This is a genomic window from Paraburkholderia sp. BL17N1 (genome assembly GCF_003634175.1).
Classification (GTDB): Bacteria; Pseudomonadota; Gammaproteobacteria; order Burkholderiales; family Burkholderiaceae; genus Paraburkholderia.
The window spans coordinates 1,021,718-1,048,695 of sequence record NZ_RBIW01000002.1 but is presented as its reverse complement, the minus strand read 5'-3'; the positions used below and the strand labels follow the sequence as shown (position 1 = coordinate 1,048,695).

The 26,978-nt window shown below is 63.2% G+C and carries 26 protein-coding genes and 1 pseudogene; 15 read left to right on the top strand and 12 right to left on the bottom strand.

From position 1 onward, the window contains the following. Positions 1–3 precede the first annotated feature (3 nt). Both B0G82_RS24660 and B0G82_RS24655 read right to left on the bottom strand, forming a co-directional pair. Positions 4–867: an intradiol ring-cleavage dioxygenase gene (locus tag B0G82_RS24660; RefSeq protein WP_121309351.1), complete on the bottom strand. Its 864-nt coding sequence runs from the start codon at positions 865–867 to the stop codon at positions 4–6. Positions 868–974: 107 nt separating this feature from the next. After that, entirely contained in the window at positions 975–1,652 is a 678-nt protein-coding gene (locus tag B0G82_RS24655; protein ID WP_121309350.1) for a hypothetical protein, read from the bottom strand. Between the two features lie 441 nt (positions 1,653–2,093). Between B0G82_RS24655 and B0G82_RS40620 the strand changes: the two are divergent. The 3 genes and pseudogenes from B0G82_RS40620 to B0G82_RS24645 form a co-directional block, all read left to right on the top strand. Next, positions 2,094–2,552: pseudogene (locus B0G82_RS40620) on the top strand (type VI secretion system tube protein Hcp); the annotation flags it as partial. Between the two features lie 12 nt (positions 2,553–2,564). Next, entirely contained in the window at positions 2,565–2,957 is a 393-nt protein-coding gene (locus B0G82_RS41245) for a DUF3592 domain-containing protein (protein WP_347237581.1), read from the top strand. Beyond that, a complete protein-coding gene (locus B0G82_RS24645; RefSeq protein ID WP_121309348.1) occupies positions 2,954–3,538 on the top strand; it encodes a hypothetical protein in 585 nt (194 codons plus the stop codon). The genes B0G82_RS41245 and B0G82_RS24645 overlap by 4 nt, the downstream gene beginning before the upstream one ends. Positions 3,539–3,809: 271 nt before the next feature. Here the strand turns inward: B0G82_RS24645 and B0G82_RS24640 are convergent, their stop codons facing one another. After that, positions 3,810–4,691: an NmrA/HSCARG family protein gene (locus B0G82_RS24640; protein WP_121309347.1), complete on the bottom strand. Its 882-nt coding sequence runs from the start codon at positions 4,689–4,691 to the stop codon at positions 3,810–3,812. Positions 4,692–4,807: 116 nt separating this feature from the next. On the opposite strand from B0G82_RS24640, the gene B0G82_RS24635 reads away from it, so the two are divergent. Next, positions 4,808–5,692, top strand: a complete 885-nt coding sequence (locus B0G82_RS24635) for a LysR substrate-binding domain-containing protein (protein ID WP_121309346.1) — start codon at positions 4,808–4,810, stop codon at positions 5,690–5,692. Positions 5,693–5,748: 56 nt separating this feature from the next. Here B0G82_RS24635 and B0G82_RS24630 read toward each other — a convergent pair whose 3' ends face one another. Further along, complete coding sequence (locus B0G82_RS24630) at positions 5,749–6,381, bottom strand: PQQ-binding-like beta-propeller repeat protein (RefSeq protein ID WP_121309345.1); 633 nt, start codon at positions 6,379–6,381, stop codon at positions 5,749–5,751. Positions 6,382–6,413: 32 nt separating this feature from the next. Further along, positions 6,414–7,634: a helix-turn-helix domain-containing protein gene (locus B0G82_RS24625; RefSeq protein ID WP_121309344.1), complete on the bottom strand. Its 1,221-nt coding sequence runs from the start codon at positions 7,632–7,634 to the stop codon at positions 6,414–6,416. 107 nt (positions 7,635–7,741) lie between these two features. Here B0G82_RS24625 and B0G82_RS24620 point away from each other — a divergent pair, with 107 nt between their 5' ends. The 3 genes from B0G82_RS24620 (at position 7,742) to B0G82_RS24610 (ending at position 11,645) form a co-directional block, all read left to right on the top strand. After that, complete coding sequence (locus B0G82_RS24620) at positions 7,742–8,509, top strand: DUF899 domain-containing protein (RefSeq protein WP_106278583.1); 768 nt, start codon at positions 7,742–7,744, stop codon at positions 8,507–8,509. A gap of 203 nt (positions 8,510–8,712) precedes the next feature. Beyond that, entirely contained in the window at positions 8,713–10,350 is a 1,638-nt protein-coding gene (locus tag B0G82_RS24615; protein WP_121309343.1) for a methyl-accepting chemotaxis protein, read from the top strand. A gap of 266 nt (positions 10,351–10,616) precedes the next feature. After that, entirely contained in the window at positions 10,617–11,645 is a 1,029-nt protein-coding gene (locus B0G82_RS24610; protein ID WP_241974823.1) for a porin, read from the top strand. 58 nt (positions 11,646–11,703) lie between these two features. Here B0G82_RS24610 and B0G82_RS24605 read toward each other — a convergent pair whose 3' ends face one another. After that, on the bottom strand, positions 11,704–13,050 hold the full coding sequence (locus B0G82_RS24605; protein WP_121309341.1) for a sorbosone dehydrogenase family protein: 1,347 nt from the start codon (positions 13,048–13,050) through the stop codon (positions 11,704–11,706). A 175-nt stretch (positions 13,051–13,225) separates the two neighbouring features. Here B0G82_RS24605 and B0G82_RS24600 point away from each other — a divergent pair, with 175 nt between their 5' ends. Together B0G82_RS24600 and B0G82_RS24595 are read left to right on the top strand one after the other, a co-directional pair. After that, on the top strand, positions 13,226–14,119 hold the full coding sequence (locus tag B0G82_RS24600) for an SDR family oxidoreductase (RefSeq protein WP_121309340.1): 894 nt from the start codon (positions 13,226–13,228) through the stop codon (positions 14,117–14,119). Positions 14,120–14,344: 225 nt separating this feature from the next. Next, complete coding sequence (locus tag B0G82_RS24595; protein ID WP_121310818.1) at positions 14,345–15,052, top strand: dienelactone hydrolase family protein; 708 nt, start codon at positions 14,345–14,347, stop codon at positions 15,050–15,052. Between the two features lie 130 nt (positions 15,053–15,182). Here B0G82_RS24595 and B0G82_RS24590 read toward each other — a convergent pair whose 3' ends face one another. Further along, positions 15,183–15,929 (bottom strand): SDR family oxidoreductase, encoded by a 747-nt coding sequence (locus tag B0G82_RS24590; RefSeq protein ID WP_121309339.1) that lies wholly within the window; start codon positions 15,927–15,929, stop codon positions 15,183–15,185. A 52-nt stretch (positions 15,930–15,981) separates the two neighbouring features. After that, positions 15,982–16,878: an alpha/beta hydrolase gene (locus B0G82_RS24585; RefSeq protein ID WP_121310816.1), complete on the bottom strand. Its 897-nt coding sequence runs from the start codon at positions 16,876–16,878 to the stop codon at positions 15,982–15,984. 196 nt (positions 16,879–17,074) lie between these two features. On the opposite strand from B0G82_RS24585, the gene B0G82_RS24580 reads away from it, so the two are divergent. After that, on the top strand, positions 17,075–17,974 hold the full coding sequence (locus tag B0G82_RS24580) for a LysR substrate-binding domain-containing protein (RefSeq protein WP_121309338.1): 900 nt from the start codon (positions 17,075–17,077) through the stop codon (positions 17,972–17,974). 76 nt (positions 17,975–18,050) lie between these two features. Then, complete coding sequence (locus B0G82_RS24575; protein ID WP_121309337.1) at positions 18,051–19,637, top strand: alpha/beta hydrolase; 1,587 nt, start codon at positions 18,051–18,053, stop codon at positions 19,635–19,637. A 127-nt stretch (positions 19,638–19,764) separates the two neighbouring features. Here B0G82_RS24575 and B0G82_RS24570 read toward each other — a convergent pair whose 3' ends face one another. Continuing rightward, positions 19,765–20,367 carry a phosphatase PAP2 family protein gene (locus B0G82_RS24570; protein ID WP_116123034.1) on the bottom strand — a complete coding sequence of 201 codons (603 nt, stop codon included), beginning with the start codon at positions 20,365–20,367 and terminating at the stop codon, positions 19,765–19,767. A gap of 146 nt (positions 20,368–20,513) precedes the next feature. On the opposite strand from B0G82_RS24570, the gene B0G82_RS24565 reads away from it, so the two are divergent. Next, on the top strand, positions 20,514–21,755 hold the full coding sequence (locus tag B0G82_RS24565) for a Zn-dependent hydrolase (RefSeq protein WP_121309336.1): 1,242 nt from the start codon (positions 20,514–20,516) through the stop codon (positions 21,753–21,755). Beyond that, positions 21,737–22,609, top strand: coding sequence for a GNAT family N-acetyltransferase (locus B0G82_RS24560; RefSeq protein ID WP_121309335.1), 873 nt, complete (start codon positions 21,737–21,739; stop codon positions 22,607–22,609). Before B0G82_RS24565 ends, B0G82_RS24560 begins: the two co-directional genes overlap by 19 nt. Positions 22,610–22,683: 74 nt before the next feature. On the opposite strand, the gene B0G82_RS24555 is transcribed toward B0G82_RS24560, so the two are convergent. Together B0G82_RS24555 and B0G82_RS24550 are read right to left on the bottom strand one after the other, a co-directional pair. Continuing rightward, positions 22,684–22,989 (bottom strand): panthothenate synthetase, encoded by a 306-nt coding sequence (locus B0G82_RS24555; protein ID WP_121309334.1) that lies wholly within the window; start codon positions 22,987–22,989, stop codon positions 22,684–22,686. A gap of 128 nt (positions 22,990–23,117) precedes the next feature. Then, the gene (locus B0G82_RS24550; RefSeq protein WP_121309333.1) at positions 23,118–23,750 is read right to left on the bottom strand and encodes a methylated-DNA--[protein]-cysteine S-methyltransferase; all 633 of its coding nucleotides are present in this window, start codon (positions 23,748–23,750) and stop codon (positions 23,118–23,120) included. 290 nt (positions 23,751–24,040) lie between these two features. Here B0G82_RS24550 and B0G82_RS24540 point away from each other — a divergent pair, with 290 nt between their 5' ends. Further along, entirely contained in the window at positions 24,041–25,378 is a 1,338-nt protein-coding gene (locus B0G82_RS24540) for a leucine-rich repeat-containing protein kinase family protein (RefSeq protein WP_121309331.1), read from the top strand. Positions 25,379–25,457: 79 nt separating this feature from the next. Continuing rightward, positions 25,458–26,447, top strand: coding sequence for a substrate-binding domain-containing protein (locus B0G82_RS24535; protein WP_121309330.1), 990 nt, complete (start codon positions 25,458–25,460; stop codon positions 26,445–26,447). Between the two features lie 84 nt (positions 26,448–26,531). On the opposite strand, the gene B0G82_RS24530 is transcribed toward B0G82_RS24535, so the two are convergent. Beyond that, positions 26,532–26,963 (bottom strand): PRC-barrel domain-containing protein, encoded by a 432-nt coding sequence (locus B0G82_RS24530; RefSeq protein ID WP_012426033.1) that lies wholly within the window; start codon positions 26,961–26,963, stop codon positions 26,532–26,534. Between the last annotated feature and the right edge of the window lie 15 nt (positions 26,964–26,978).

Sequence of the window (26,978 nt, the reverse complement as noted above, 5' to 3'; positions counted from 1 at the left end):
GCGTCACACGGATCGGTTCAGCACAAAATCGAATTCAAGCGTGCTGAACGACGCAGTCATGGACGTACCGTCCGGCGCCGTGCCTGCCTCGTGGCGCTGCCACTGTGCGACGAGCGACGAGCGAACGCCGAATACCGCGTCCGAATCGAGGTACTGATCGCCTTCGCGGAACACGTGGGTCACGAGGCGCTCATAGCCTGGCGCCGTGATCATGAAATGCAGATGCGCCGGACGCCACGGATGCCGGCCGAGCGCCGCGAGCATACGCCCGACTGGTCCGTCGTGTGGAATCGGATAAGGCTCGGCGACGATCGAACGGAAGTGATAGCGCCCGTCGGCGAGACTATGGAGCACGCCTCTGGCGCGATGCGTGTCGTCGCCGGCGTGTTGCACGTCATAGAAACCGTCCGCGTCGGCTTGCCAGACTTCGATGCGTGCATTGGCCACCGCTTCGCCGCCCGCGCCCTTGACGGTTCCCGACACGAAGCACGGTTCGCCGCGCGCGCCGTTGGACACGTCGTCGCCGTTTTGATAGACGGGCGCGCCTTCGACGAAAAACGGCCCGAATACCGTGGCTTCCGTGCAGCCCGGCGGCTTGCGGTTCGCCATCGCCGTGACGAGCATCGACAAGCCGAGCGTGTCCGAGAGCAGAATGAATTCCTGGCGCTTGTCGTCGGTGATATGGCCGACGTCGGTGAGGAAACGAATGCCTTGTTCCCATTCGCTCTCGGTAAGATTCACCTCGCGTGCGAACGCATGCAGATGCTGTACGAGGCTCGTGACGATGGTTTTCAGCCGCTCGTCGCCAGCGTGCGCGTGACGCGCCAGAACGGCTTCGGTGATCGTGTTTTCATCGAGATTGGGCATGACCGTGGCGTCTCCATCCTGTCGGTCATGCGATTATCGGCTTGTTTGGAAGCGGGCGCAGGCAAGCGGGTTGCGCTGCGCGCGCCGTTCGGATCGACAGCTTGAAATCAGTGCTTATTCCACCAGTCGGTGGCTTTCTGTTTATCCCAGGCGGGCAGCACTTCACGATCGATCGACGCATTGGTCAATGCCGGGAAGTCTTTTTTGAACGCGGTCACGTCGTTGTCGAACTGATCGCTCACGCTGATATCCCACGTCCCGCCGCTGAAACCGGCAACCGCCTGATCGACCAGCGGAATAACCGGTCCCGCGCGCAATTCGCCCTCTTTACGTTCGACGATCGTGGCGTCGATATGGCCGAGATACACGATCGAATTCGGTTTGATGTCGACCACTTCGTGAAGCGGCGTAAAGAACATGCCGTGGAACGGGAATATGCCGCTTTGACCGGTAATGCCGCGCATCACATATTTGCCCGGCGCCAGCGGAAGACGAATGAAATAGTGATTACCCGTGTCGCTCGTCGTGGTGGCCTGATCGTCGAACTTGAAATTCAAACGGTCTTCGCGCGAGTCGGCCGCGCCGCGCTCCATATTCACGACGATAGGACTCGGCTGATAACTTGTGTGATAGGCGTTCTTGAGCGTCACCGTCATTAACGCGTACGAGTTTTTCGTGGTGTCGACCGAACTCGTCGATGTGGTCGGCGACATGGGGGAAACAGTCGCGCAGCCCGACGTCAATAGCGTGCCGGCAATGGCAAAGAGTGCGATGTACTTTTTCATTACGGATTGAAGGGAGTGTGGTTTGTGCTGGCTCAAAATTTAGAGTTGTTTATGCAGCGTGAATGATGTGGCACACGGCGCATGCCGTGTAAACGGCAGAGAAATCCAGAACTTGAGGGATGTTTTTTGTTCGTGAATTTAAAAAATTTTGCAATCAATCTAATTGCTGGTCCCGAGGGACGCGCTCGACCGCGTTAACTTCGTCTCGCCGACATGCCGTCCGCGGTCGGTTTCAGAGCATGAAGTATGTCGCACATCATCTACGTTCGACCCACTGGCGCACGCTCAATTAGCCTCGATTTTTCGGACACGTCCGATAGCGACGTTTTCCTGGCCTCACTGATGATGACGCGGCGTTAAGCGAAATTCCGACCCGCTTGGGTTTCTGGCCGCGATGCAGTTCGGTATGTTCGGGCATCGCTAATAATAAAAGGACTTTACGTGGCGGATATTTTCATCAAGATAAACGGTATTGCCGGCGAGTCACAAGACGCGGTGTATGCCGGGCAAATCGAAGTAAGCAGTTGGCGCTGGAAAATGGCGCAACAGTCCTCAATGATGTCTGGCTCGGGCGGAGGCGCCGGCAAGGCAACTATTAACGATCTCCAGTTCGTCCACCAGATCGACCGGGCAAGTCCCAATCTCATGCGCTATTGCTTGACGGGCAGACACATTCCAGAGGTCGTCCTTACGGTACGAAAGTCTGGAGGCGTGCCGCTTGACTTCCTTGTAATCAAGATGGGCGACGTTGTTATTACGTCTGTCGAGCCGATCGTATTCGATAACAACTATCACGAACACGTGAGCCTGTCTTTCTCGCGAGTGAAGCAGGAGTACAAGCTGCAAAGCAGTCTTGGTGTAAGCGCTGGCACCGTGACCGTGAGTTTCGATATTAAGGAAAAACCTGGAAAGATGAAACGTTCGCGTAACTATTTCGCACTCGCGATAGGGCTTTGCCTGGCAACCGGCGCTGCCGTATATGTGTACTCAACCATTGAGTTTCGTCTTTCGTCCGTCGTGACAACCGGTGAGGTAATTCGCCTGAATGCTGGTGGGCACCATCCGCAAATAGCATTCATTGCAAAGGATGGGCGGCGTTACGAGCGGCCAACTGGTACAACGCAGTCCTTCGAGGTTGGGGAGAGTGTCCTTGTCCGATATAGCGCCGATGATCCGGACGGGTCGGCCGTGATTGACAGTATTGTCGATCTGTGGCGATGGCCGCTATTCGTTGTAGTGCTCTCAGCAGTTTTTTTCGTTACAGGTTTGCGCGGAGAGCCTTTCGACAATTGGAGAGCCCATTGAAGATCCTGAGAAAAAGCAAATGGAAATTCAATACAAGTGCTGGCGCGGGGGTTGGCTACGGTTCCTTTAATGCAGAAAGCGGGATGTTCGTACTTGATGACACTTCCGGCCATTCTTGCCAATATCTCTACACCGGGTTTGGGCCGACTTTCTCGCGTGAAATCACCTCGTTACTTCACCTACCGAAGCTTGCGCTCCCGAAAATTATCATCAAGAAAGATGATTTGGGCGGTTCAGGATCAACCGCCGGTTTTGATAGTGTAGGTGCGCTGTTCCTGACCGAGACATTCAAGGGAAACGACTTGGGCGACCCTAAGAGCCTTGAAGGTGGGACGGTCTATCTTGAAGGTGCAGCTGGCTATCTGTTCGGCGCCACCGGCTCACTGATGATGCTGGGCATCAATCGTGATCTTCTACTTATGGGAATCGTCAAACCGGACTTTATCGGGGTAGCGATTCGAAGCGCACCGGCGCTGCTGGTAATGGCCGGCGATAACGGAGGGCTGCAAAGCAGCGCCGGCTTCGGTTTTTTTATCGGGGGCATCAAGTTTAAAGGGCTGTACTCCAACGATGCTCCATAGGAGGATCTTTTCTCGAAGTTTTACTTCGACGGGCCCTTTTCTTCCCACGAAGCGACACCCGGTTTTCAGGCAGGCCACGCCCGTCGAACCCGAACCTTCATGAACAAAATCGAGTACGCGGCGCGCGGCAAACGCAATAGCATGGTACGGAGATGGAGTGTTTTGTCGGCCATGAAGCATGGCCGTTTTTTGCCCTATATCGTGTACCAGCATTCGGCTTGCCGCGTGCATCAATCGATTGTGGATGGCCGCGCGTCGCTACGGTAAGTCGTTAGCTCTTCGCCCAGGCCGCCGCCATCTCCACCGCGAAGTCCCGATAAGACCGCGGCTGCCGTCCAAGCAGCATCGCGAGATGATCGATTTGCGCTTGCGATGCGACCGCACCGTCCTGCTGATAGCGGCTCATCATCAAACGCATGTCGTACACGAGCCAACCCGGCGCGGCTGCCTTCAGACGCTGTTCAAGCACGTCGAGATCGTCGCCGCCGTAGCGCACGGTGCGTCCCAGCGCTTCGGCCCAGATCGACGCCACGCTTTCCGACGTGATCGCGTCAGGCCCGACCAGTTCATACGTCTCGCGCGGCAGACGGCTTGCAGCCCGCTCGCGGCGCAGCAACTCGCGTGCGGCGGCCTCGCCGATATCACGCACATCGACCATCGAAATACCCTTGGCGCCGATCGGCATGCCGTACACACCATGCGTCAGCAACGGCTCTTTCTGGCGCACGTCGTTCTGGATGAAATACGCGGGACGCAACACGGTGGCTGGCAGATCGCAGTGCTCGATCATGCGCTCCACCGTGTGTTTGCTGGTGAAGTGCGGCACGTCGACATACTCGGCGCCCTTGAACACCGACAGATACACCACGCCCTTCACGCCGGCTTCGCGCGCCACGCTCAGGGTCTGCAGCGCCTGTGTCAGTTCATCCGGGGCATTGGGCGCGAGCAGGAACAGCGTGCTGACGCCGTTCATCGCACGACGCAAGCCGTCCAGGTCGGACAGGTCGCCTTGGACCGCGGTGACGCCGTCCGGGAATTGCGCTTTTTCCGGCGTGCGAGTCAGCGCGCGAATTTGCGTGCCGCCGCTCGCCAGAAGATGTTCGAGAACCTGCTTGCCGACGACGCCTGTACTACCGGTTACGAGGATTGCCATGACTTTCTCCTTGGGTTGGCTGGGCTGGAAGTCAGCCCGTAGCCACACAATAGATGTTCCGTTTTCATAGCGAAAGTGCAAAAATCCAGACACCTCGTCTCATATTTGGAACGGTCATGGATTTGACGTCGTTGGCGGATTTCAATGCGGTTGCGCTGCACGGCGGCTTCGGCCCGGCCGGCCGGGCGCTGGACCGCCCGAAGGCCACGCTCTCGCGGCGCGTGGCGGAACTGGAAGAAGCGCTTGGCGTGCGGCTGATCGAGCGGGGCTCGCGCACGTTGCGGCTGACCGAAGAAGGTCTCGTGCTGCACGAGCGCACGCGGGGTTTGATGGCGGAGATTCAGGAGGCAGGCGAGGCGGTGGCGTCGCGCGCGCCGGTGCCGCGCGGACGATTGCGGATCAGCGCGCCGGTCGTGTTCGCGCACGTGGTGCTGGTGCGGATCGCGACGCGTTTTGCGTTGGCCTATCCGCAGGTCGAACTCGAACTGGTTGCGGAAGACCGCGTTGTGGATCCGGTGGAGGACGGCTACGACATGGTTATCCGCATCAATCCCGCGCCTGACCAGCAGCTCGTGGGCCGGCGTATTCTCGGCGACGAACTGCTCCTGGTCGCTGCACCCACGATGTCGATACCTCCATGGGCCGCCGGCGAAGCCGCCGCGTTGGCGGTACCCGCGGTCGTGCTGGCTGCGGCTTCGGCGAATGCGACGTGGAGCGTGCGCACGGAAAGCGGTCTGAGATCGCTCGCGCCGACGCCGGTGCTGCGGCTCTCATCGCTGCTGATGGTGCGCGACGCGGTGCTCGATGGGGTGGGCGCAGCGATGTTGCCCAAATTGCTGGTCGAGCAGGACGTGACAGCGGGACGGCTCGTTTGTTGGGGTGTGGCGGATGGACCGGCGGTCGAGATCTGGGCGCTCTACCACTCGCGGCGCTTGCTGAGCGCGAAGGTGCGGGCGTTCATGGATCTGCTGCAGGACTTGCCGGGACGCGAGCGCAAATAGACTGATGCAGGTGCCGATTGCGGCTTGCTTTTTGCAATCGGCGCCACCTCACAATCTCACTTAGGTCGCCGCACCGCCCGCACCTTGCCGCTGCTTCCGCCGCCGCAAAAGAACCGATCGCCGCCATCGGATTCGAGTCCCGACACGCTGACGCCGGACGGCATGTCCAGCCGCTCCTGAACTTCGCCGCTGCGCGGATCGATGCGTCGCAATTCGCTTTCGTCGCCCTCCCACGTGCCATGCCATAGTTCACCGTCGACCCACGTAACGCCGGTCACGAAGCGATTGGATTCGATGGTGCGCAGAATCGTCCCCGTCTGCGGATCGACTTGATGGATCTTGCGCTCCCGATACTGTCCGACCCACAGCGTGCCTTCGGCCCATGCGAGTCCCGAGTCCGTACCGCCGCCCGGCGCGGGAATCGTGGCGAGCACGCGGCCGGTCTTGGGATCGATCTTCTGGATACGGTCCTCGGCGATCTGGAACAGATGCTCGCCGTCGAAGGCCGTACCCGCATGCGCAGCGACATCGATCGAGCGGACCTGCTTGCCGCTCTCCGGGTCGAGCGCGTTCAACGCGTCGCCCGTTGCGAACCAGACGTGCTGGCCGTCGTACGTCACGCCATGCACGCGTTCTATGCCTTCGAAAGGTCCATACTCGGTGATGATTTCGGCGGCTGATCGTTTCATGACTTGTCCCTCGTGGTTTTCGTGTTGCCATCCTAATCAATCGGCAACGGGGCGGGGAGTAACAAGGTCGTCGTGAATCCAGGCATGGGCGGCGTCATCCAGCGACGCGCGCGACCCCGGCCCAGCGACTGCACCTTGTCTTGCGCCGCGAGCGTATCGAGGCTCCGCTGCACGGTGCGCTGGCTCGCGCCGAGCGCAAGCGCGAGGGCCGAACTCGACCACGATTCTCCGTCCGCGAGCAAGGCCAGCACGGGTGCATATTTATCTTCGACAGGCCGCGCCAGCACGACCACCTCTTGCGCGTGTCGCGGCACCAGCGCGAACCCGCACCGCGTCGCGCTCACGCCGGCTACTGTGCGAAGCACCGAACGCAGCCGCCCAAGTTCGACCCGCAGGCGCGCGCGATGCGATTCGTCGGCGGCCTTGGCCCTGAAGGCTCGCGCAACCAGCACGTCGCGCGATACGTCCGCGGGCCACGCTTCGGCCAGTGCGCGGGCGAGCACGAACAACACCGGTCGGCTGGCGAGCGAGATCACCGTTCCCGCGTCGCGCACCACGTGACGGCACGCGTCCACGATCAATGTTTTCGATGCCAGCAGCGCTTCCACCTCGTCGAGCAGCAACGGACGTTCGTCGCCGCGCGCGAACAGTCGCGCCGCGGGTGCGTTCAGAACGAGCGCGGCGTGGTCGACCTCCGCCGTCAGAGCAGGGATACCCGCGAGACCCGCCGCTCGCCGGGCTCGCTCCAGTGCGGCGCGTGCCGCTTTGGTCTGAAGGCGGCGCAGCGCGACACCGGCCACCACCAGTTCGTGTGCGGTTCTCAAAGCGGGCGGGAACGGCGTGGGATCGAGTCCGGCGAGCGCGCGTTCGGCCTCGTCGAGACGCCCGATCAGCAGCAGGCGCCGCACCGCGAGATAGCGCGCATGCGCGCCGTTGAGCCGGTCGCCGTGCGCTTCGAGCGTGGCGCGCGCAGATTCCAGTGCCTTCGTGGGCCAGTTCAGATCACGCGAGGCGAATGCGATCTCGGCCTCGGCGACGACACAGCGCGCGCGGGCCACCGGCTCTCGCGCACCGAAGGCACGCGCGGCGCTGCGCAAGAGCGCCTTCGCCCGCACCAGATCGCCGAGCTGCGCCATGGCGATGCCGCGCAGCGCGAGCGCGGGCGCGTCGTCGCGCAAGGCGACGCGATTCAGCGCGCCGAGCGGATCACCCGCGGCGAGCGCGCGCGCCGCCGCCGTGACTAGCGAGTCCATGGTCGAGGTGAATCACGCCACACTTGTCACTCCCATCGTTCGAAGCCCGGGGCTAATCTAGCACGACCCACCCACAGCACTTCGCATAGCGAAGCAAGGAGGCAAGCATGACGACGAAACACAGCATCGGCACACGGGAAGAATGGCTGGCCGCGCGGCTCGAATTGCTCGAGGCGGAAAAGGCGCTCACGCGGCAGAGCGACGAACTGGCCCGGCAGCGGCAAGCGCTGCCCTGGGTCCGGATCGACAAGCCATACCGGTTCGAGACCGATGAAGGCAGCGCCTCGCTGGCCGATCTCTTCCGGGGACGCTCGCAGTTGCTCGTCTACCACTTCATGTTCGGCCCCGACTACGCCGCGGGCTGTCCGTCGTGTTCGGCGGTCGCGGACGGGTTCAATGGTTCCGTGGTGCATCTGGCGAATCACGACGTCGCCATGACGGCGGTATCGCGGGCGCCGCTCGCGAAGCTGCAGGCGTACAGGCGGCGCATGGGATGGACATTTCCGTGGGCGTCGTCGGCGGGCAGCGACTTCAACTTCGACAGCAACGTCTCGTTCACCGAGCAGCAGCAGCGCGAGGGAAGCGTCGAATACAATTACCAGCGCGGCGGCCATGCGATGGATGCGACACCCGCGCCGGCGCCCGTGGTCGAGTTCGCGACTGCCTGCGGAACCGACGCGCCCACGTATTCGCTCGACCGGCCCGGCATGAGCGCGTTCGTGCTCGAAGACGGCGCCGTGTACCACACGTATTCCACTTACGGACGCGGCGTGGACGCACTCTGGGGCATGTATCAGTGGCTCGACCGCGCGCCCAAAGGACGTAACGAAACGGGTGTGTGGTGGCGCCGGCATGACGAGTATGAGAAGCACTGAGGCAACCGCGAGCCGAAGGCATTGCGATAGCTCAGGCTCACTCGCTCCCCGTAAAGGGTTTGTCTCTACACAAAAGATGCGCGCGCTTGCCGATAAATGAATCGGGTGGTCGCAAACACGCAACGGCGCGCCGATGCCATATCGGCACCTGTTGCCATGACGCGGCCCGGCTCGATCATTCGATACCGACGTGGGGCGCGTGCATGGTCCGATTCAGTTTCACACAAAAGCTCTGGCTGCCGCTGGCCGTCAGCCTCGTGGCACTTCTCGCCGTGTCGGTGTCGGCGGCGTGGCTGTCGCGGCAGACGCGCATCGAGGAGCGTAAAAACGATCTCGTGAACGTCGCGCATGTCGGACTCAGTATCGTGACGGAATATGCGGCGCTGGCGAAGAGCGGCGCGCTTGGCGAAGCGGACGCCCGCCGGCAGGCGCTCGAACGGCTGCGCGGCATACGCTACGGCGAGGACGGCTATTTTCTCGTCATCGATTCGACGCCGCGCATGGTCATGCATGCTATGAAGCCTGCGTTGAACGGCAAGGATCTCGCCGGTACCGCGGATGCCGACGGCCGTCACCACTACGTGACGTTCGCCGCCGTCGCGCAGAAGCCGAACGGCGGCTTCGTCGATTATGTTTTCCCGCATCCGCAAGACCCGCCCTCGGCTGCTGTCGGCAAGATCGGCTACGTGGTGCGTTACGCGCCGTGGGACTGGATCATCGCCACGGGCGCTTACGTGGATGACATCGACGCCGCGTTCAAGGAATCGCTGTATTTCGTCGGCGCAATCTTTGCGGTCGTGGCGCTGCTGCTGTCCGCGCTTGTCTCGCTGACCAATCGCAGCATCCGGCGCACGATCGGCGGCGATCCGGTCTACGTTGCGCAAGTGGCCGGCGAAATCACTCAGGGCAACCTCGCCATTCCCATCAACCTCCGTCACGGCGACGAGTCGAGCCTGCTGCACACCATGCACCTTATGCGCGACGCGCTCGCCCACACGATCGAACAGATCAAGGGCGCGGCCGACAAAGTGGCGACGGGCGCGCGCGAGATTGCCGGCGGCAACACCGATCTGTCGGCGCGCACGGAGAATCAGGCGGCATCGCTCGAGGAAACCGCGGCGAGCATGGAGCAAATGACGGCCATGGTCCGGCAAACGGCGGAGAACGCGCAGACAGCGAGCCAGCTGACCGCCGGCGCGGAGCAGATCGTCAATCGCGGCGGCGAGATGGCGGCGCGAGCGGTATCGACGATGCAGGAGATATCGACAGAATCGCACAAGATGGTGGAGATCATCTCGGTCATCGAAGGCATCGCGTTTCAGACCAATATTCTCGCGCTGAACGCGGCGGTCGAAGCGGCCCGGGCCGGCGACGCGGGGCGTGGTTTCGCGGTCGTGGCCGGCGAGGTGCGCACGCTCGCGCAGCGCAGCGCAGCGGCAGCGAAGGAAATTCGCACGCTGATCAGCCGGGCGGTGGACAAGGTCGGGACCGGCGCCGAGTTCGTCGGGCAAACCGGCGCGACGATTCACTCCGCGCGCGACGCCATTGCCAAAGTGTCGGGCGTCATGCGCGATATTGCGGCGGCCGCCGCCGAGCAAAGCGCCGGTATCGATCAGGTCGGCGACGCCGTCACGCAGATGGATAGCGTGACGCAGCAAAACGCGGCGCTGGTCGAGCAGGCCGCGGCGGTGGCGCAGACGTTGACCGAGCAGGCGAGGCTGCTGCAGGTGTCGATCAGCCAGTTCAACTTGCAGCAGCAAGGTCCCGGTGAGGGAGCCACGCCGTTGCGAGTGCATAGGCCGGCAGCGAAAGAAGCGCGCGGAGTTGCAGCCATCGTTTGAACGTTATACGGTCCCGAGCGTACCTGAGCGCTCTGAATTGCTGCGCTGAAAATTGCAATCCGGCTCAGGTCTGTTATGTTCGCTGCTGGACCGTTCAACGCCTCTTCACATTCCACTCGTGATGCGGCGGTGAGCGTCCTCATTCCGGAACATATGTTCGACGTGCCCATGGAGGACTGCATCTGGTCGGTGCCGCGAAAACTCAACTCGACAAGCCGCGACGAACGTGGGATCCGGTGGCGCGGGTGGCCGCCTGGAGCCGTTACGTGGGCTGGCGCGCAGGCGTGGCTGGCGCGGCGCTGTTATTTTGCTTGCAAAGCGTGGCGGCCTCCAACGGAGGCACGGGCTCCGTCACGCTGTACGGCGTGCTGGACACCAGCCTCGAAATAACCGACCCAGGGTCCGGCTGGACTCCGCGTCTGGACTCGGGTGCGTATCGCGGTTCGCGGGTCGGCTTGCGGGGCAGCGAGCCGCTCGGCAACGGCACCGATATCATCTTCACGCTGGAAAACGGCTTTAGCTCGGTCGACGGCACGCTTCAGACTCCGGGTGTTCTATTCAATCGTCAGGCGTGGATCGGCGCGCGCAATGCCTGGGGCGAGGTGCGCTTCGGCCGGCAATATTCGCCTATCTACATCCCCTTCAAAGGCGGCCTCGATGCGTTCGGCGCCGGCACGATCGCGTCCGGACTGAACAACCTGTCGAAGATCACGCCCTACGCAAGCAACGCGATCGAGTACCAGTCGCCGGTCGTCGGCGGCTTCAGCGCGACGGTGATGACGGCCACGCGCGATCCGTCTGAGAACGACGGCAACGGCATCGACGGCTACTATGTGACCGCTGCCTATCAACTCGACAACTTCAGGCTGCTATACGCGCGACAACAGACACACGGCGCCGGCTCGCTGCGGGCGAATCTCGGCGGCGCGACCTACGCGATCGACAAGGTGCGTGTGTGGCTCGCGTTCTTTAACGGCGATGGCGGCACGCCGCTCTATCACGGCGCGGGTGGCTCGCTCTCGGCGCAATACAGTTTTTCTCCGATTGCTCGCGCATCGCTCGGCTATGCGCATGTGCGCGACTATACCGGCGCCGGTGCGAGCGCCGACCAGTTCAGCGTGGCGTTCGAATACAACTTTTCACGGAGTTTGCTGTTCTATTTCAGCGGGGCCTATCTGGCGAATCACGACAGGGCCAGCTTCACTCTGCGCGGCGTCAACGTGACCGGGCTGCCGGTCGCGTATCCCGGCGCGCCGGTCAAGGGTGTGCAGCTTGGCGTGCTGGAGCGGTTCTAACTCGCGGGACCGGAGTGATCGCCGTTGTGCCGCCGATAAGCGGTTTGCGGATTCGCTGCTATTGCGCCGGCGGCGTGCCGACTGCCGCGCCGCTATCGATTCGCGGTGTCACACGCCAGACCGCATTGCCGACGTCGTCCGCCACCAGCAGCGCCCCGCGCGCATCCACCGCGACACCGACTGGCCGACCCACGGCGTGACCGTTGGCGGTCAGAAATCCGCTCAGGAAATCTTCGGGAGCGCCTGCGGGTTGGCCTTTGACGAATGGGATGAACACCACCTTGTAGCCGCTATACGGCTTGCGATTCCACGAGCCATGCTGACCGACGAAAGCACCGCCGCGATAATGCGCGGGAAACAGCGTCCGGCCGTAAAAAACCAGTCCGAGCGATGCGGTATGGTTGCCGAGCGCATAGTCCGGTGCGATGGCCGTGGCGACCAGGTCGGGGCGCTGAGGTTTGACGCGCGTGTCGATATGCTGGCCGTAATAGCTGTAGGGGAAGCCGTAAAACGCGCCGTCTTTCACGGTAGTCATGTAATCGGGCACGAGGTTGTTGCCCAGGTCGTCGCGCTCGTTGACTGCTGTCCACAGCGCGCCACTGTCAGGCTGCCAGGACAGTCCATTGGGATTGCGCAGCCCTGTCGCGAAGGGCCGCATCTGGCCCGACGCCACATCGAATTCGAGAATCCGTGCGCGGTCGGCTTCAGCGTCAACGCCGTTTTCTCCCGCGTTGCTGTTCGATCCCACCGTCACGTAGAGATGCTTGCCCGAACGGTCGGCCAAAATGTTTTTGGTCCAGTGATGATTGATCGGCCCAGCCGGCAGATCAGCCACCTTCACGCCAGGTGTTGCGATCTGCGTCGCGCCGGGCGTGTAGTCGAATCGCAGAATGGCGTCCGTATCGGCGACATAGAGTTGATTGCCGATCAGCGCCATGCCGAACGGCGAGTGCAGGCCACTGAGGAACACCGTCTGCTGATCGGCGACGCCGCTGCCGGTGGTATCGCGCAATAGCACAATACGGTCGGGGCTCGGCGTGCCCGCTCCCGCGCGTTTCATCACCTGTTTTCTGACCCAGCCGAATATGCCGCTGCCTTCGTCGTGCTGCTCGGGTGCATTGCTTTCCGCTACGAGCACGTCGCCGTTCGGCAACGTGTAAAGCCAGCGCGGGTGAGCCAGGTCGCGGGCGAATTTCGTCACCACAAACCCGTTTGGCGCGGTCGGGAGGAAGTCGGAGGCCGCTGGCTGAACGGGCGCGATATTGACCGTGGTCATCAGCGACGATTCTGGCGCCGGCAATACCGGCGACGGGCCAAAGCCGGTATCGGTGGGACTCGACGGCCCCGCCGCGCACGCGGCGAGCGGCAGCAGCATGAATAAGGCAAAGCGATTCAACTGATGCATCCCGCGCTCCGGACATTGAAGATGTTCGTTTTATCGTGCGTAAGTTCAGCAAGATGCTTGCCTGACATCTGAATGGCTGATCCTGTTAGTGCGTATACCCCTAAAACGTCACTACTTCATCTGTGAAGGAAACGCGCCGATAGTCGACCTTCGTTTTCAACCGGAGGGTCTTACGATGCGCGTCTTTGTTACCGGAGCGACTGGATTCGTCGGCTCCGCCGTGGTTGCCGAACTCATTGCCGCCGGACATTCGGTGCTCGGCCTTGTACGCTCGGATGCCGCAGCCGAGTCTCTGGCCAGGGCGGGCGCGGAGGTCCAACGCGGTTCGCTCGAGGACCTTGATAGTCTCAAAGCCGGAGCGGCGGCTGCCGACGGCGTGATTCATACGGCCTTCAATCACGACTTCTCCCGATTCGCGGAGAACTGCGAACTGGACCGGCGCGCGATCGAAGCGCTCGGCTCCGTGCTCGTCGGCTCGGAGCGTCCGCTGCTCGTGACGTCCGGGGTCGCGTTGCTGGCGTCGGGCCGCCTCGCAACCGAGGACGATGCGCCATTGCCGCGCTCCGATGCCTATCCTCGCGTGTCGGAGGCAACGGCTGCGTTGCTGGCGGCGCGTGGCGTGCGCGCGTCGGTGGTTCGTCTGCCGCCGTCGGTGCATGGCGACGGCGACCATGCTTTCGTTCCTCATCTCATCGGCCTGGCGCGTGAAAAAGGCGTCTCAGCCTACATCGGCGAAGGTCTCAACCGCTGGCCGGCGGTGCACCGGCTCGACGCCGCCCGCGTCTACCGGCTCGCGCTCGAACGTGGCGGCGCCGGCAGCCGGTATCACGCTGTTACCGAGGAAGGCGTGCCACTCAAGGAGATCGCCACAGTGATCGGCCGGCGCCTGAACGTGCCGGTCGTCGCGCGAACTGCCGATGAGGCAGCCGACCATTTCGGCTGGTTCGCGCTGTTTGCCGGGTTGGATGCTCCGACTTCGAGCGAACAGACGCGCAAGCTGCTGGACTGGGAACCGAAGCAGCCGGGCTTGATCGCCGACCTCGACCGGCCGCGCTATTTCCAGACTTGAAGCGCGACTCGCCGCTGCGGATTTTTGATGGCCGTGGATTCCATTGACGACGCGGCGCGGCTTTTCATGGCGTTGCAACTCGATCACGTCAAGCTGGTGCCGGCCAGCAAATCCTTCGCTGCGCGGCGCGCTGTTCGCACCGGCCGGCCGGTCGCGGCAGCGGGCGAGCAGAACCTGCCACGCTGGGACTATGCTAGCGCTTTCGTCTACTTCGAGGAGCGACTGATGACACAGACAGCAGGTTCGATGATCACCTTTAGCCGGCCCGACGGCCAGCAGATCCAGGGCTATCTCGCCAAGCCGCAGAAGCTGGAGGGTGCGCCCGCCATCGTGGTGATTCAGGAGTGGTGGGGCGTCAACGAACAGATTCGCGGCGTGGCTGACCGGCTCGCGCAGGCCGGCTATCTGGCGCTGGTGCCCGATCTCTTCCGAGGTAAAACGACGGTGGAAGAGGAAGAAGCCCACCATCTGCTCGACGGCCTCGATTTCGGCGACGCCGCCACGCAGGATGTGCGCGGCGCCGTCCAGTATCTGAAGCAGCATGCGACGAATGTCGGCGTGACGGGTTTTTGCATGGGCGGCGCGCTGACGCTGCTCGCACTGTGCAATGTCCCCGAAGTGTCGGCCGGCGTGGTCTGGTATGGCTACCCGCCGCTGGAATATATCGACGCCGCGAAAATCAAGGCGCCGCTGATCGGTCACTGGGCGCTGCAAGACGACTTCTTCGTGCCTGAAACGGTCGACGCGCTGGAAACCAAACTGAAGGACGCGAATGTCGACGTCGAGTTTCACCGCTATCTCGCACACCATGCGTTCGCGAACGAAACGGCGGTCGGCCCGGGCCGTATTCCGAGGACGCAGTTCGATCCGGTGTGGTCGCAACTGGCCTGGGACCGCACGCTGACGTTTTTCGGCCGCACGTTGTGGAAGTAAGCGGCTCGCTTGCCGCTTGAGACGCGCACCGGATCGCGCCGGCGAAGCTCACGGCATGCCGCCGCGCATGGGCGGCATGCCGGAAAGTCTTCCCGGCGGCGCGATTACGAATCGAATCGCGTGCACGGATTCAGAGCTTCGAACCGCCGTCGACATGCAAGGTTTCGCCTGTGACCCACCGGGCGGCATCCGAGGCGAGAAAAGCCACGGCGCCGCCGATGTCATCCGGTTGCGCCACCCGCTTGAGCGCCTGCATACCCAGCGTCGCCGCGCGTCCCGTGTCGGTCCTCGTGAAGTTCGACATATCGGTTTCAACCACACCCGGCGCGACTGCATTCACGCGAATGCCACGTTCACCGAGCGCGGCGGCGAAATGCTTGACGAGCGTGTCGACCGCGCCTTTGGTAGCGGCGTAGGCCGACAACGTGCCGACCGCGGCGCGCGCCGCGAGCGACGACAGCAGCACCACGCTGCTGCCCTTGCACATCACCGACAGCAACTGCTGCACGAGGAAGTAAGGCGCGCGCACGTTCACGGCGAACAGATCGTCGAAGTCCTCGACGGTCGTGTCCTCGATGCTGGCTCCCTTTGAAATCCCGGCGTTGGCCACCAGAATATCCAGCCGATGACCGATCACGGCGCGAACCTGTCTGGCGAGCGTATGCGGGCCATCCGCCGCGCGCAGATTAGCGGCGACTTTCTGCGCATTGCCGCCGGCCGCGCGAATTTCCGCGACCACGGCATCCGCCTCTTTCTCGCCGCTGCTGTAGTGAACCAGCACCTGGGCGCCGGCCCTGGCGAGCGCGAGGGCACTGGCGCGGCCGATGCCGCGTGAGGCGCCCGTGACGAGCGCGGTTTTTCCTGTGAGGTCGTTCATGGTGAAACTCCTTCGAGTTGATTCGAGCGCGAGGCAATCAAGGTGGTGAGGCTCAGACCGCGGACCCGCTGTCGGCGAGGAACTGCGCGACGTGGGCCACAAAACGCTCCGGATACTGGTACAGCGAACCGTGGTTGGCATCGGGATAGATGATCAACTGCGCGTTCGGCAGGTTCTGCTGAAGAATCCACGAGTTGATCGAATAGATGATCACGTCGTGGTCGCCGTTGACGACGAGCGTCGGCTGCCTGAGGGCTTTCAGATAGTCGAAGGGGTTCTCACGCGGCGCGCCCCATTTGGCGAGCGCCGCGAGCTGGGCCGGCGCGACCTTCTCATTGGCCTCGGGGTCGCGTCCTTCGCTACGCTGGCGGAAGCGCTGCAGGAAGCGGCGGCCGGCGGTCTGACTCGCATCGGAAGGCGCAAAGTGCACACGCAGCCACAGATCATCCGGTCGCGCATACGCTGCGCTGAAAATTTCCTGAGCCTCGGGCGTCAGCGATTGCATCGCCTCGCCGCTGCGCGGGCCGGTGCCGATCAGGATCACGCGGCGCACCAGCGCCGGTTCGGCAATCGCCAGCGTCTGCGCGATCAGGCCGCCCATGGAAAAGCCCAGCACGTCGACCTGCTCGAGGCCGAGCGCCTTGATGAACGCGGCGGCGTTGGCGGCCATCTCTTCGATCGACTCCGGCACCTCGCCGGACGTGCTCGAAATGCCGGCGTTGTTGAACAGAATGATTTCGCGATCCTGCGCGAGGCCATCGGTCACGGCCGGGTCCCAGTGGTCCATCGTCCCGATGAAATGGATGTTGAACACCAGTGGCACGCCGCCCGACTTGCCGAAACGGCGATACGCGAAGCGGATGCCGTTCGCGTCGACATAACGGGTCGGCGCGGTCTGATGGGTATGGCGGGTCGTGGTGGCGTCGTTCGAAGCAGCAATCTGGTTCATTTCCGGTTCCTCGTCGATATAGATGAAAGGCATGGAGTGCGGGTGCGCGTCGAAAGCCGTGGTGTCGGTCAAGCGGTCCCGCGCCGCGCTGCGTGAGAGGTAATGTAGTGGGGGCTTGTGCAAAGGAAAAAGACTTTGTAGGCTGACGGGCATGCCTGTCAGGCATGCCGTTCGCGTGAATACTCTAAGAGGATTTATGGAGCTTCGACATCTGCGGTACTTCGTGGCCGTCGCCGAAACGGGCAGCCTGACGGTGGCGGCGGAGCGCCGTCTGCACACCTCGCAGCCGTCGCTGAGCCGCCAGATCCGCGATCTGGAAGACGAAGTCGGCGCGGAGTTGTTCAGCCGCAGCGCGCGCGGCGTCGAGTTGACCGCGGCCGGCAAAGCGTTCCTCGACCACGCGCGGCTCGCGCTGTCGCAAGTCGACGCCGCCACCGAAGCCGCGCGCCGTGCCGCGCGGCCCTCCAGGCAGGTTTTCGCGCTGGGCTTTCTGACCGGCCAGGAAATGACGTGGCTGCCGCGCGCCATGCAGGTGTTGCGCGACGAGCTGCCGAATATCGAGGTCACGGTGTCGAGCCACTATTCGCCCGACCTCGCCGACGCGCTTGCGCGCGGCAAGCTCGACCTTGCGTTTCTGCGTGCGGAACCGGGCTTCGATCTGGACTATCGGGTGGTCAGTAGCGAGAAGCTCATCGTGCTCATGCCGAGCGATCATCGACTCACCGAGCGCAGTGCGATACGGTCCGAGGACTTCGCCGGCGAAACTTTCATCATGGCGTCGAACAAGGCGCGCGTGCTGCACGATGTGATCCAGCGCTATCTGCACGAAAACGGCATCGCGGTCGCGCCCGAGCACGGCGTCGACAACCTGGCCATGGCGATGTCGCTGGTCGCCTCCACGCGCGGGCTCGCGTTGATGCCCGAGTATGCGACCAACCTGCTGCCGTGGTCGGTGGTCAGCCGGCCATTGGAAGGTGAGACGCCGACCGTCGATCTCGTGATCGGCTATAGCAGGTCGAATACATCGCCGGTGCTGAAGCTGTTTCTGTCGAGGGCCGACGAGTTGTTGGCGCACGCCAGTGGCGAATCGGGCTGAGGCCGCCGGTTTACCTATACTCCTGTCACTCTGCAAGGCCGCCACTCGTCGCCATACCAACAAGACGGAGCCTCACATGTGGGTAGCTATCCGAAACGCGGCCCTCGGGTTGCTGGCATGTTGCGCGTTGGCCGCGTGCGCCGGCGCGCCCGCCGATTCCCGCTGCGGCGAAGCGTGCAGTTCCCGCGGCCAGCTTCTCGATCATCGCGTCACGTTGAAGCTGAGCGCCGCGGAGTTTGCGAATTTACTGGCGTCGAGCGCGGGCGGCCGGCAGCTTGCGCGGATAGCCGGCGCGCCCGCGTGCGGCGTCGAGATCGTGAGCTTTCGCTACCGGACCATCGGCGGCGCGGGCGAGCCCACTCAGGCGAGCGGCGCGTTGATGATCCCGTCAGGAAGTTCGGCGGCATGCAGCGGACCGCTGCCGCTCATGCTCTATGCGCACGGCACCACCGCGTATCGCAACTACAACCTCGCCGATATCACGCGAACGGATCCCGGCAACGGCGACGGTGCCGGAGAGGGCATCAGCGTGGCCGCCTTGTATGCGGCGCAAGGCTATATCGTGGTGGCGACCAACTATGCGGGCTATGCCGGCTCCGATCTCCCGTACCACCCGTATCTCAACGCGGACCAGCAATCCGCCGATGTGATCGACTCGCTGCGAGCGGCGCGCGCGGCGCTAGCCGACATGCAACCCGAAGCAGGCACGCGCGAAAACGGCAAGTTGTTTGTCACCGGCTATTCGCAAGGCGGCTTCGTTGCAATGGCAACGCACCGGGCGCTGCAGGCGGCCGGCGTCAAGGTGACGGCGTCCGCGCCGGGCTCGGGGCCGTACGCGCTCGCCGCCACCGCCGACGCGCTCATCGAAGGCGAAGTCAACCTGGGCGCGACGCTCTTCTCGACGCTGATCGTGACGGGTTATCAGCATGCTTACGGGAATATCTACCGCCAGCCCGGCGACTTCTACGAAGCGGCTTACGCGCCGGGTATCAAAACGCTGCTCCCGAGCTTGCAGCCGCTCAACACGCTGTTCAGCACGGGCAAGCTGCCGTCCGCGCATCTCTTCAGCAGCCTGCCGCCCGCGCCGCAGTACGCATCGGTCACGCCACCGGGTTCGCCGCCTTTGACGCCGCCGGTCCTGAAACCGCTCTTTGCCGCGGGCTTCGGCGATGCCAACCTCGTACGCAACGCCTATCGCCTGACATTGCTGGAGGATGCCGCCGCCAATCCCGATGGCGCGTTTCCCAACCCGAGCCTTGCGATGAAACCGGCAGCAAATCCGCAGCATCCGTTGCGCCAGGCATTCAAGCGCAACGACTTGCGCAACTGGCTGCCGCGTGCGCCTGTTTTGATGTGTGGCGGCGCGTCGGATCCCACGGTGTTCTTTTTCAATGCGCGCATCGAGCAGGCGTATTGGCAGAACGCCAATGTGCCCGCAGGGCTCACGTCCGTGCTGGATGTGGACTCTCCTGTCGCCGGGCCCAACGATCCGTATGTGCGCGTCAAGCAGGGATTCGCGGGCGCGAAGGCAGAGGTCGCGAGTCAGGCCGTGGCGCGAGGTGCGGCCGACGGCGGCGCGTCAGCGGTGCTGCGGGCGTATCACGGCGAACTGGTGGCGTCGTTCTGCATGGTGGCGGCGCGGGCGTTCTTCGCCAACTTTTGAGCGCACGCCACCCGCGCGTTTTCGCCGCGCTTACGACATCTCGCCGAGCGATTTTCGGGGCGCTGGCGCGATAGGACGGCGGGTTGCCACGACGTGCGTGAACTCGCGCTTGCGTGTCGAATCATGTCTAAAGCGACAGCCAGCCGCGTTCGATTGGCCACGCCAGCAATTTGCGATACAGCGCGATGAGTCCGCGCGTCATGCTCGGGCCGGCGAGCCGCCACGGTGGCGCGACCAGGACAAAAGCCACGCCCGCGACGACAACCGCGCCCGCCATGTCGAGCGGAAAGTGAACGCCGACAAAGATGCGCGCCCAGGCAACCGCGAGCCCGGAGAGAACGATGAGCGAGCCGTACCGTTTCACGCCGCCGAGAAGCAAGGTCAGCGCGATGCTCGCGAAAATCGTCCCGTGATCGCTGGGGAACGAGGGGTCCGGTGCGTGGTCGAGAAACGTATGGCCGATGCCCAGCACGAACGGCCGCGGATGCGGCCACGCCAGGCCGATGAGCTGATTGATGCCGAGCGCGAGGAGCGTCACGCAGCACGCGCGCAGAGCGGTTTCGCGCTGACGCTCGTCGCCGGAGAGCCACATTGCGATCAGGCAGAGCGGCACGAGATAGATGAGGTAGTCTGCGATCGAACGCGCGAGGTCGATGCACCAGGCCGGTGTCGATAGCGTCGCGTCGATCATGAGGAAAAGCGCCTGGTTGAACGCTTCAAGTGTCTGCATAGGGTGTGTTTCTCGATGGACGTCGGCGCCACTCCGGCGCGTCGATGTCGAAGGATGGTAACGGGCCAACCTTAGGAAACGCTTAGGCCATGTAATCTGTCGATACAGCAGGGCAACATGAACCGATATTCGAAGAAGACGAGAACGTGGTGAGGATCGATCCGGACCGCTTGCTGAGCGATCTCAAGCAACTGCGCAGCTTCGGCGCCACCGGCCCAGGCGTCGTTCGGCTGGCGCTTTCGCCGGTGGATCTGGCGTCGCGCGAATGGCTGGCCGGGCGCATGACGGAGGCCGGACTCGAGGCCGTGATCGACGGCGTGGGGACCGTGTTCGGACGCTCGCGCCAAAGCGGGCCCGCGCTCGTGATCGGCTCGCATACGGACACGCAGCCGACCGGCGGCTGGCTCGACGGCGCGATGGGTGTGATCTACGGCCTGGAGATTGCGCGCGCGCTCGCGGAGAACGAGGCGACGCGTCACCTCGCGGTGGACGTCGCATCGTGGATCGATGAAGAAGGCACGTTTTCCGGCCTGCTCGGCAGCCGCAGCTTTGTGGGCGACAACGTCGACGAGACGATTCGCGACGCCACGAATCGGCAAGGCCAGCGCCTCAAAGACGTGCTCGCCGCCGCAGGTCTGGCCGGGCGGCCGCGTGCGCGCTTCGAGCCGGGGCGGCAGGTCGCTTATCTCGAACCGCATATCGAGCAGGGTGGCCGGCTGGAAGCGGCCGGCAAATCCATCGGGGTCGTCACCACGATCGTGGGGTTGCGCGAATTGCGGCTGCGCTTCACGGGGCAGCGCAATCATGCCGGCACGACGCCCATGGCGATCCGGCGCGACGCCGGCGCGGCGCTGGTCGCCTTTATCCCGCAGATGAACGAAGCGTTCGCGCAGCTCGCGGATGCCGATACCGTCTGGACGGTGGGCCGCATCGACCTCGACCCCGGCTCGCTGAGCGTCGTGCCTGGCGCAGCGCAGATGTACCTGCAATTCCGCGACGCGAACGCCGCGCGTTTGCAGGCGATGGAAGACAGGCTCGCCCAACTGGTACGGGACCTCAACGCACGCGGCTCGGTGAGCGTCGAGCTGGCGACCATCGACGAACCGATGCAACCCGTAACCATGCACGCGGCGCTCGCGGATCATCTCGCCCGCGCCGCCGAAGCGGTGGCGCCCGGCCAGTGGATCCGCATGCCGAGCGGCGCCGCGCACGACGCGCAGGTCATCGCCCGCTGCATGCCGGCTTGCATGATGTTCGTGCCGAGCATCGGCGGCGTGAGCCACGATTTCATCGAGGACACGGCCGAGGCGCACATCGTTCTCGGTTGCCAGGTCGCGGCCACGGCCGCGGCGTCGATGCTGGAGGAGCAATGGGCGAAACGATCGTAGGCGAATCAGGCGATTTCGTCGTGCGCACGATGTCGGCCGGGGACGTCGCGTTGGCGGTCGAATGGGCCGCGCAGGAAGGATGGAACCCCGGCTTGCACGATGCCGAGTGTTTTCGTGCGGCCGACCCGGACGGGTTTTTCATCGGCGAATGGCGCGGCGAACCGGCGGCGTGTCTATCCGCTGTCGCGTACGGCGAGGACTTCGGCTTTATCGGTCTCTATATCGTGAAGCCGGCCTTTCGCGGTCGAGGCTTCGGCATGCGCGTCTGGCAGCACGGTATGGACTATTTGCGAAACCGCAATGTCGGTCTGGACGGCGTGCTCGCTCAACAGGCGAATTACAGGAAGTCCGGATTTCAGCTGGCCTATCGCAACATCCGCTTCCAGGGCGTCGCGCAGGACATCGCGCAAGGCGAGTCTTACGTGGACTTGCTGCATGCTTCGGCGTTGCCCTTCGAATCGCTGAACGACTACGATCGGCAATGCTTTCCTGCCGCGCGCGAGCCCTTTCTCGCTGCCTGGTTTGCGCAGCCTGGCGCGATGGCGAGAGTTGCGATGCACGACGGGCAGGTGGTGGGCTACGGCGTGCTGCGTCGTTGTTTGACGGGCTACAAGATCGGCCCGCTCTTCGCCGATAACGACGAGATAGCCGCCCGTCTGTTCGCTGCGCTGACGTCGAGCATTGCCGGCGAAGTGTTTTTCTTCGATGTGCCCGAGATCAACGTCGATGCGATTGCGTTGGCCGAGCGGCATGGCATGACGAGCGTATTCGAAACCGCGCGGATGTACACGCGGGAACAACCGGCCCTATCTATTGAACGCGTGTTCGGCGTGACTTCGTTCGAACTGGGCTGATCACAGCGAGGTGCTGCAAGTTGATGTTTGTGCAGCCATCGGCGTTCTACGTCGCGAACCGCCGATGGCAAGCGTTATTTCCACTTCGAGCCGAGAGTCTCCAGTCCCGCTTTCATCAGGTCTTCCGGCAACATCGCAATGCGCATTTCGCAGTCGGCGTTGAATTTCAGAAACCACGGCTCCGCGAGCGCGGGAATCGCCGACGCGTTGTCGACATCCACCACGACGACTGCTCCGCGCGCTCCGCTCTGCTCGGTGAAGTAGACGGCCTCCGGTTTTATTTCTTCCAGTATTTTCCCGATCACTTGCCCGACAGTGCCGTCACGCACCATGGCATTGAACGGTTCGTGCGGGATTCGTATGTTGAGAAGCATGCGCATGTCATCCTCCTGTTGACGCCCAATGGGCTTCTTAAGGATAGATGCTTTATGCGGGCCGTAAGACGATCTATCACGCAGCGTTCAACGCGACGCAGCGAGTCCGCTGCCATCGCGGACCATGCACACAGTCAATTTCCGAACAGTGACGCTTGCGTGCCGCGGCTCGGCGCGTGACGCGCGGGTTTCGTCTGAGCTTCGGATGTGACCTGAGTCTTGACCGTCACCCTTTCTTCGAGCGCGAACATGTCCGTTTGCCCGTCCGCTTCCGCTTCGAACGAAGTCTGTCCAGCCTCGAGCGACAGCAGCAGCATCTTGTTCGCCAAGCCGCCCGCAAACCCGGTCAAATCACCTGACGCGCCGATCACCCGATGGCACGGCGCCACGATGGAAATAGGATTTCTGCCGTTCGCCGCGCCGACCGCCCGCACCGCGTTGACGTTGCCGATCTGCGTCGCGATTTCCGAGTAGCTGCGCGTCTGGCCGAACGGTATGGTCAACAACGCGGCCCACACCTGCTTCTGAAAGTCCGTTCCCTGGAACGTCAGCGGAAGGTCGAATTCATGGCGCGTGCCGGCGAAGTACTCGTTCAGTTGCCGTTCGGTCTCGATCAGCACGGGCCGGTCATTTGCTTCGATCAGCTCACCAAGACGTACGCGGTTCGGCTTGTCGTGCTCCCACAGAATGGCGGCGAGGCGCTCGCCGTTTGCAACGAGTTTCAACTGGCCGACGGGCGAGTCCATCAACTTGTAGGCGTATGTCACTTTGCTTGTTCCTGACTGGTTGGAGGCACAGAGGCGCGATGCGAGTCTGCGAATACGCGCGCGAGGCGCGCCGAATATCCGACAGTGTGAGCCTCGCTCTCTCTGATTGCGCTCCGGATCTTGCTGTCCAATTCCTCGCGACCGGTGTCGGCCGGCGGCTGATTGCTCTGGACGGGACGATGCATCACTGTACAACCCTTTTCAAGCATTTTCGCGCGACGCTCGCGACTCAGTAGAATTGATACCTTCGATACGAAGCGCACCGGCAACCGGACCCCTCTTCCACGACTGTGACGACGACACTTGATCAACTGCGGGCCGGCCAGCTCGCGGGCACGCGCCGGCTGAAACTGGCTTGCGGCCTGACCGAATTTCCGCGCGAGATTTTCGACCTCGCCGACACGCTGGAAGTTCTCGACCTGTCGGGCAACGCGCTCACCTCGCTGCCCGACGATCTGCCACGTCTGCGCAAGCTGCGCATTCTCTTCGGCTCCGACAACCCGTTCACCGAATTGCCCGAAGTGCTGGGACAGTGTTCGCAATTGAGCATGGTCGGCTTCAAGGCCAACCGCATCCGGCAGGTATCCGGCAAAGCGCTGCCACCGCAATTGCGCTGGTTGATCCTCACGGACAATCAGATCGAAACGTTGCCAGCCGAGCTCGGCCGCTGTGCGCAACTGCAAAAGCTGATGCTGGCGGGCAATCGTCTGCGAGCGCTTCCCGAGGAATTGGCCGCCTGCTCGCAGCTCGAATTGTTGCGGCTCGCCGCGAATCAACTCGACGGACTGCCTGACTGGTTGATGCGTCTGCCACGATTATCCTGGCTGGCATACGCCGGTAATCCGTTCAGCGAGGCGCTCGAAGCGGCAGCGCTGATCGACACGCCGAGCGCCGCGATTGCGTGGCATGATTTGAAACTCGAGGCGCCGTTGGGCGAGGGCGCCTCCGGCGTCATCTATCGCGCGGCGCTTGCGGGCCGGCACGGCGCGTCCCGCTCTGTCGCGGTGAAACTGTTCAAGGGCGCGGTGACTAGCGACGGTCTACCCGACTGCGAAATGGCAGCCTGCATTCGCGCGGGCGATCATGCAAACCTGATTCCGGTAGCGGGGAAAGTGAAGGATCATCCCGCCGGCACGCACGGCCTCGTGATGGAACTGATCGATCCGCGATTCACGAATCTCGCCGGTCCGCCGAGTCTCGAATCCTGCACGCGCGATATTTATGGCGCCGACACGCGCTTCGATATGGCTTCAGCGTTGGGCATTGCGTACGGTATCGCGTCGGCGGCGCGTCATTTGCATGAGCAAGGCATCATGCATGGCGATCTGTACGCGCACAATATCCTGTACGGCGGACAGGGGCGTGCGTTGCTGGGAGATTTCGGCGCGGCGTCGTTCTATGCGTTGGGCGATAGGAGCATCGGCCTCGCGCTTCAGCGCCTCGAAGTCAGAGCCTACGGTTGTCTGCTCGAAGAGTTGCTCGAACGATGCGACTGGCCGGTGGCGTCGGCGAACAGTCGGGCGCTGCTCGTGGAGTTGAAGGACAATTGCTTGAGCGAGGCGACCGACAGCCGGCCGTTGTTCGATGAAATCACCGCGCGTTTGCTCGCGCTGATGAGCGATCGATGAACGGCGGGCAGCGCCATAGCCGCATTTCGTCCGACTGCAACACTTCGATTCGTCAGCGCGGCCCAGAAGGAGAGATTCGATGATGGAGAAGACGCCCCGACGGATGTCCTCCTGGGGGATGCGTCGCCGCGTGGTGTTTGCCGGCGCGCTGGCCGCGGCCGGTATCGGCGGCGCGGCCGATGCAGCGGTTACGCCGGGCAGCAAGCTGAAGATCGCGCTCGTGCTGAAGTCGCTGGGCGACCCGTTCACGGTGGCGATGGCGACCGCCGCGCAGAACTACCAGCAGCATTACGCCTCGCAATTCGATTTGACGGTGCGCGGCACGGCAACGGAAAGCGAAACGACTGGGCAGATCCGCATGGTCGAAGACATGATCAAGGCGAAGATGAGCGCCATCGTCCTTGCTCCGACCGATTCGAAGGCGCTGACGGCGGTCGTCGCGCGCGCGATCAAGGCGGGCATCATCGTGGTTTCGATCGACAATCCGCTCGACGAGGCGTTTCAGGGCGCGGCCGGCATTTCCGTGCCGTTTGTCGGTCCGAACAATCGCAAGGGCGCGCAGCAGGTGGGCAACTATCTGGCGGAGCGGCTCACGACGGGCGATCAGGTGGGCATTATCGAAGGCAGTTCAGCCGATCGCAATGCACAGCAACGCACGGACGGTTGCCGGGATGCAATGAATGCCGCGGGGATCAACATCGTCGCGGTTCAGGCCGGCGACTGGGAATATGGGAAGGGCCGCGACGCCGCTTCGAAAATGCTCGGCGATCATCCGCAGATTCGCGGCCTGCTGTGCGGCAACGACAACATGGCCATGGGCGCGGTCGACGCGGTTCGCGACGCGGGCCGAACCGGCGGTGTGTACGTGACCGGCTACAACGATATCGATGCGATCAAGCCGTTGATCGCCGACGGCCGCGTGCTCGCCACAGTCAATCAGTTCGCCGCCAGGCAAGCCGTGTTCGGCGTCGATGTGGCGTTGAAGGCGGTGACCGAACAAAGAAAGCAGAGCGAATTGTCGAGTGTGATCGAGACGCCGCTGCAGCTTGTCACCGCCGCGAATCAGTAGCCGCGCGAGCCGTCCGTGCGAGCCGCAGCAAAGCTGCCGCGAACGTGAGCGGTTTCACGCTCGCATCGGCGCATGTCACGTCGATTATTCCGCCTTGACCTTGCGCGGCTTGGTGGCTTTTTCGAGCTTGTTGTATTCGAACTCAGGCACCGACTTCAACGCATCCTTCGTCGCGCCGGCGAGGAACAGGTTGCCGTCGCGGATCTCGAAGTGATCCACCGGGATCGCCACATAGTGCTTGCCCATGCCGAGGAAGCCGCCCACCGACACGACCGCATACGTCGCCTTGCGGTCCGGCGAAATGATCACGTCGTAGATGCTGCCGATCTTGTCGTTCAGATCGTTGTAGACCGGCTCGTCGACCAGCGCGCGCCGCACGCTCCAGCCCTTCAGCAGCGCATTGGTTTGCTCGACCGTGCCGCCTAGCGGTTGCAGTCCGGCAATCTGCGCATAGGCGCCTTGCGAGGCGCAGATCGCGGCGAGAGCGGTCGCACATATCAGTGTTTTTGCTTTCATTTTCGGCTCCTTGTT

What these genes read in the sequence shown, in the direction of transcription:
- B0G82_RS24660 (WP_121309351.1), bottom strand. Translation starts at nt 867, where the DNA reads ATGCCCAATCTCGATGAAAACACGATCACCGAAGCCGTTCTGGCGCGT.
- B0G82_RS24655 (WP_121309350.1), bottom strand. Translation starts at nt 1,652, where the DNA reads ATGAAAAAGTACATCGCACTCTTTGCCATTGCCGGCACGCTATTGACG.
- B0G82_RS41245 (WP_347237581.1), top strand. Translation starts at nt 2,565, where the DNA reads ATGAAACGTTCGCGTAACTATTTCGCACTCGCGATAGGGCTTTGCCTG.
- B0G82_RS24640 (WP_121309347.1), bottom strand. Translation starts at nt 4,691, where the DNA reads ATGGCAATCCTCGTAACCGGTAGTACAGGCGTCGTCGGCAAGCAGGTT.
- B0G82_RS24635 (WP_121309346.1), top strand. Translation starts at nt 4,808, where the DNA reads ATGGATTTGACGTCGTTGGCGGATTTCAATGCGGTTGCGCTGCACGGC.
- B0G82_RS24630 (WP_121309345.1), bottom strand. Translation starts at nt 6,381, where the DNA reads ATGAAACGATCAGCCGCCGAAATCATCACCGAGTATGGACCTTTCGAA.
- B0G82_RS24625 (WP_121309344.1), bottom strand. Translation starts at nt 7,634, where the DNA reads ATGGACTCGCTAGTCACGGCGGCGGCGCGCGCGCTCGCCGCGGGTGAT.
- B0G82_RS24620 (WP_106278583.1), top strand. Translation starts at nt 7,742, where the DNA reads ATGACGACGAAACACAGCATCGGCACACGGGAAGAATGGCTGGCCGCG.
- B0G82_RS24615 (WP_121309343.1), top strand. Translation starts at nt 8,713, where the DNA reads ATGGTCCGATTCAGTTTCACACAAAAGCTCTGGCTGCCGCTGGCCGTC.
- B0G82_RS24605 (WP_121309341.1), bottom strand. Translation starts at nt 13,050, where the DNA reads ATGCATCAGTTGAATCGCTTTGCCTTATTCATGCTGCTGCCGCTCGCC.
- B0G82_RS24600 (WP_121309340.1), top strand. Translation starts at nt 13,226, where the DNA reads ATGCGCGTCTTTGTTACCGGAGCGACTGGATTCGTCGGCTCCGCCGTG.
- B0G82_RS24595 (WP_121310818.1), top strand. Translation starts at nt 14,345, where the DNA reads ATGACACAGACAGCAGGTTCGATGATCACCTTTAGCCGGCCCGACGGC.
- B0G82_RS24590 (WP_121309339.1), bottom strand. Translation starts at nt 15,929, where the DNA reads ATGAACGACCTCACAGGAAAAACCGCGCTCGTCACGGGCGCCTCACGC.
- B0G82_RS24585 (WP_121310816.1), bottom strand. Translation starts at nt 16,878, where the DNA reads ATGAACCAGATTGCTGCTTCGAACGACGCCACCACGACCCGCCATACC.
- B0G82_RS24580 (WP_121309338.1), top strand. Translation starts at nt 17,075, where the DNA reads ATGGAGCTTCGACATCTGCGGTACTTCGTGGCCGTCGCCGAAACGGGC.
- B0G82_RS24575 (WP_121309337.1), top strand. Translation starts at nt 18,051, where the DNA reads ATGTGGGTAGCTATCCGAAACGCGGCCCTCGGGTTGCTGGCATGTTGC.
- B0G82_RS24570 (WP_116123034.1), bottom strand. Translation starts at nt 20,367, where the DNA reads ATGCAGACACTTGAAGCGTTCAACCAGGCGCTTTTCCTCATGATCGAC.
- B0G82_RS24560 (WP_121309335.1), top strand. Translation starts at nt 21,737, where the DNA reads ATGGGCGAAACGATCGTAGGCGAATCAGGCGATTTCGTCGTGCGCACG.
- B0G82_RS24555 (WP_121309334.1), bottom strand. Translation starts at nt 22,989, where the DNA reads ATGCGCATGCTTCTCAACATACGAATCCCGCACGAACCGTTCAATGCC.
- B0G82_RS24535 (WP_121309330.1), top strand. Translation starts at nt 25,458, where the DNA reads ATGATGGAGAAGACGCCCCGACGGATGTCCTCCTGGGGGATGCGTCGC.
- B0G82_RS24530 (WP_012426033.1), bottom strand. Translation starts at nt 26,963, where the DNA reads ATGAAAGCAAAAACACTGATATGTGCGACCGCTCTCGCCGCGATCTGC.